This window comes from Acinetobacter sp. SH024 (assembly GCF_000163635.1).
GTDB lineage: Bacteria > Pseudomonadota > Gammaproteobacteria > Pseudomonadales > Moraxellaceae > Acinetobacter > Acinetobacter pittii.
Genome location: NZ_GG753611.1, coordinates 1 through 4,051 on the forward strand (window position 1 = coordinate 1; position 4,051 = coordinate 4,051).

At 40.0% G+C, this 4,051-nt stretch carries 5 protein-coding genes; 1 reads left to right on the top strand and 4 read right to left on the bottom strand.

Annotation, left to right across the window (positions count from 1 at the left end):
• Window positions 1–321 precede the first annotated feature (321 nt).
• Both mobQ and HMPREF0013_RS25075 read right to left on the bottom strand, forming a co-directional pair.
• Window positions 322–1,728 (bottom strand): MobQ family relaxase, encoded by a 1,407-nt coding sequence (mobQ, locus tag HMPREF0013_RS24140; RefSeq protein ID WP_005804952.1) that lies wholly within the window; start codon window positions 1,726–1,728, stop codon window positions 322–324.
• A 2-nt stretch (window positions 1,729–1,730) separates the two neighbouring features.
• Complete coding sequence (locus HMPREF0013_RS25075) at window positions 1,731–1,904, bottom strand: hypothetical protein (RefSeq protein WP_005804953.1); 174 nt, start codon at window positions 1,902–1,904, stop codon at window positions 1,731–1,733.
• 196 nt (window positions 1,905–2,100) lie between these two features.
• Here HMPREF0013_RS25075 and HMPREF0013_RS24145 point away from each other — a divergent pair, with 196 nt between their 5' ends.
• The gene (locus HMPREF0013_RS24145; RefSeq protein ID WP_025464223.1) at window positions 2,101–2,382 is read left to right on the top strand and encodes a hypothetical protein; all 282 of its coding nucleotides are present in this window, start codon (window positions 2,101–2,103) and stop codon (window positions 2,380–2,382) included.
• Here HMPREF0013_RS24145 and HMPREF0013_RS24150 read toward each other — a convergent pair whose 3' ends face one another.
• Together HMPREF0013_RS24150 and repM are read right to left on the bottom strand one after the other, a co-directional pair.
• On the bottom strand, window positions 2,383–2,580 hold the full coding sequence (locus HMPREF0013_RS24150) for a hypothetical protein (RefSeq protein WP_005804955.1): 198 nt from the start codon (window positions 2,578–2,580) through the stop codon (window positions 2,383–2,385).
• A gap of 9 nt (window positions 2,581–2,589) precedes the next feature.
• A complete protein-coding gene (repM, locus tag HMPREF0013_RS24155; protein ID WP_005804956.1) occupies window positions 2,590–3,522 on the bottom strand; it encodes a replication initiation protein RepM in 933 nt (310 codons plus the stop codon).
• Between the last annotated feature and the right edge of the window lie 529 nt (window positions 3,523–4,051).

The following is a 4,051-nucleotide window of genomic DNA, read 5'->3' on the forward strand; positions in this document are numbered from 1 at the left end:
AGGTTTTCGCTTCGCTCAAACTCTATTGAATCTCGCAAGCTCGATTCGAGGGGCAGTTTTTTGGTTAATTCTGTTTGTGAAATCTAAAAGCAAAACCAACTATGAATTCGCTTCGCTCATAGAGCTTTTTTGCTCGCTTCGCTCGGTCTAGGGGCTAGTTTCGGCATGAAAATATAGATTTTCTAGGGTTCAAGTCATTTAAAAGCGGTTTTTCAGAGGGTCGAGGGTCGAATATTGCTAGTTCGCTCGTAGACACTCGCTCTGTAAGATCATGTATTGTTTAGATAATTTTAATAAACGCCAAAAAAGAAAATTTAAATTTTAGCGTGAACGTGGCTTATGGCTTTGTGTTTTTGATTCAGCCAGTAATTTATTGGCTTCGTCATGTTTTCCTTGCTCACGTAAGGCTTTACGTGCAAAAAACGCCTGTTTTTCTCGTTCTTGTTGTGCCTTGGCTTCCTGTTTCCGCTTTTCCTGTTCGGCTAACTTTCGTTGTTGTTCACGTTCAAGGTGAAGTCTTGCTCGATCATGTTTGGCTTTCAGGTTCGGATTAGCTTTGTTTACGATCTCTTTTGCCCGATCTGTATAGCGTTCAGGTTCTAAACGTGGGGTTTTGGTCTTTAAATCTCGTTCCTGACTGTCCAATTCTTGCCATTGGGTTTGAATTTCTGCATTCGCAGCATCCCATTTTCCACCAAAAAACATAGGTCTTTTACCTAATTGTTCTTTTTGGTGTTCAAGATTGGTTTTTGATAGCTCCATTTGCTCCAAAACAGCGTTTATTTGCTCGATTTCTGTTTTTTGGGTAGTTAGTGCTATGTTTTTTGCTTCCGTGGCTACAGCATCGTTATATTGCGAAATAACGCTATATGCGATTTTGGTTAATTCTTCAGGGGAACGTTGTTCCTGGTCTAATTTTTCCCTGGTCTGAATCAAGTTATTCAACAGTCGTTCAGATGCTTGTATCTCTTGATCTAAACCTTTGATGTGTTGGCTAAATTGGTTGCGTTCACGGATGGCATCATTGGATAGACTGATTTCGGTGTCTATGCCTTGTCTCCGAAGTTGGGTAACTTGTGGCCCCTCATGTTGAGTGGCTTCAAGGTCTATGCCTTGATCTTTGTAACTACGGTGATCGACACGATCTGCAAAGCCATGTTTTTCTAAATGGCGGTTGGTCAATTCTGCAAAGTGTTCTCTCCAGTGGCTGACGGTTTCACTGGATTGCTCTTTGTTGAAGTCTCGATTTTTCTTTTTGGCAAAGTCGCCTGTTTGTGGGTCAATCTGCCGACTGGTGAACATGATGTGTGCATGGAAGTTTCTTTCATCACTTCCGCTTTTGGTATGTGGAGCATGGATACATGCGTCCACGATCACACCATGTTTTTCTACAATTTCCTGACATAGCTCATCGAGCAAGTCTTGTCTTTGTTCTGCATTAAACTCATGGGGAAAGGCAATTTCAAACTCTCTTGCTAAGGTTGCATCTTTTCTACGTTCAACCTGTTCAACTGTATTCCATAATTCTTGACGGTCTAATAATTCTTTTTTGGTGTTTTCAGGTGCATAGATTTTTTTAGATTCCACACCTGTTTTTTGGGTGTAGTCCTGAATTTTACCTTGATAATGGTCTTCTAATTTTTCACCCGAACGATAGGCAGAACATGCAACGGCTGAACGCCCTGCACTTCGGCTTATCGCTTTGACTGAAAAATGAAAGATTGCCATGCTTAATTTTTTCTCACTGGTTTAACCCATGTATTACATTTTTCGCACTGTGCGGCTGTGATTTCTATAGGCATTCCTGCCGCCATTTCTATTTCTTCATCTGTAAATTTATAATCATATTCGTGCCCACAATTAGGGCATAAAAATATGAAATGTTCGTGAGTATTGTCTTTCATCCTTTTTGCCTCTTAACGCCTTTGCTTTTCGGGGTTGTAGGGGTATCCCCTGCCGTACTTCCATTGAATAAAAATCGAAGATTTTTTTCAATGGTAAAGTGCGCCCTTTGGGAAAACCACGATAGCAGATAGTACCTTGAATTTCAATTCATGTACGCTTATGCTAACTGTGGTTTTTTTAGGCATTGGATTTGTAATGAAAGTCGAATCTTTGGAACAGCAAATTGCTAAACAAGAAGAACGTTTGAAACAGCTTAAAGCTCAGAAGCAAGCTGTTTTGGCTCGTGAAAAAAAGAAAGCAACGGATCAACAGCGAAAAGAAGATACTAGACGTAAAATTTTGCTTGGTTCTTTGGCGTTAAAAAAAATGCAAGATGATTCAGAAAAGGCAAAAATTCTTGCTGATCTTAATGATTATTTAACAGAAGATAGAGATAGATTGTTATTCGGTTTACAACCTGTTTCTAACGCTGGTTAGTTATTTCGAGTTTAATTTGTACCATTCTTCCATGAGTGCTGCATCTTCCTGTTCGAAGGTGGTTTCACCGTTCAGGATGCGCTGCTGCCTTGCTTGATCCTTTGATTGGCAAGAATCAATTATTTCCTGAGTAAACTCATGATCTACGATGCCTTTAGCACTTCTAAAGGCTTCCAGTAATTGCTGTCTATCTGTCATTTCAATATCCTAATAGTTAAATCCTGCTTGTACCAATAGAGGGTAAAACGTCCTGAATTTTTCAGGCTCTAAAAGCATATCAGCAATACGTTTTGCAAAGTCTTCGTATGATTCAGTACCTACTGAATACTCACTCATTTCGTGCATTTCAGACAGCTTGTGAGCGAATAAATGCCGTTGTGCATCGGTCATAGGGATAAAGAAATCAGGGGTATTTGGATCTCGTTTCGGGTCAACTGGCTTTTCAATTTTTGGCTGTTGTTTTTGTTTGAATTTAAAAGAAAATCCACTTACTGAACGCCCTTTTTTGTGCTGTTCGACTTTGACCGTTATGTCCGTATGTTCATTGATCTGTTTGATTGCTAGGTCTAAAACGTATTTTTTAAAGTCATACATACGCTTATATTCAGTTTCAAGAACGCCGAGCTTTTGGCGGAAGTCTGATAATTCGATGACTGGCGTTTTTCCTGTGCTACGCCATGCAATCAGAACCTCATACAAGCGTATGGCATAGGCACTACTCAACCCACTAACCTGTTTTAATTCGTAGCTTGTGAATTGTTCCTCAAGCCTTGTCACTAAAGGAATGATAGCAGGTGCAAAGATTAGCTCTACTGTTGCGGAGTTGTCGACATAGGCAATTTGTGACACCCAACGGCTAGTAATGTTTGCGACACCTTTAGGGCGTTGCTCTTGGTAGCTAAATTGACGTGCAAATAGGTCTTTGCAGGCATCCTTTAATGCTTGGTAGGCTGTATTGCGGTGTACGCTGAAATGATTGATATAGCTCTCGGCATGAACTGTTAGAGGGTCATTGGCATCAATCCCCTTTCCTGATTCCCTTGCTTCCACTATCGCTAGAAGTATTAACCGTTGTTCCACTAGGTCTAGGTTATAGCTCGCATTAATGAGAGCATTGTCTTTTACTACTAATTCTTTCATTAGACGAACACTATTTTTATCTCGTTAAGACGAATATAGTATTGTTACTCGTCTTTTGCAAGGTAGACCTCGTCTTTAAATGATTTTTTTTGCAAGGTAAACCTCGTCTTATTGCAAGGTAAACCTCGTCTTATTATTCCTGAAACAATTGCTACATAAGGCATTCAGACAACCTAAAAGCATTTAAAAGCTTTTTTATTTATAAAAGCCCATAAGAGCAGGGGAGTGGTCAAAACTGCCCTAGGTTTTCGCTTCGCTCAAACTCTATTGAATCTCGCAAGCTCGATTCGAGGGGCAGTTTTTTGGTTAATTCTGTTTGTGAAATCTAAAAGCAAAACCAACTATGAATTCGCTTCGCTCATAGAGCTTTTTTGCTCGCTTCGCTCGGTCTAGGGGCTAGTTTCGGCATGAAAATATAGATTTTCTAGGGTTCAAGTCATTTAAAAGCGGTTTTTCAGAGGGTCGAGGGTCGAATATTGCTAGTTCGCTCGTAGACACTCGCTCTGTAAGATCATGTATTGTTTAGATA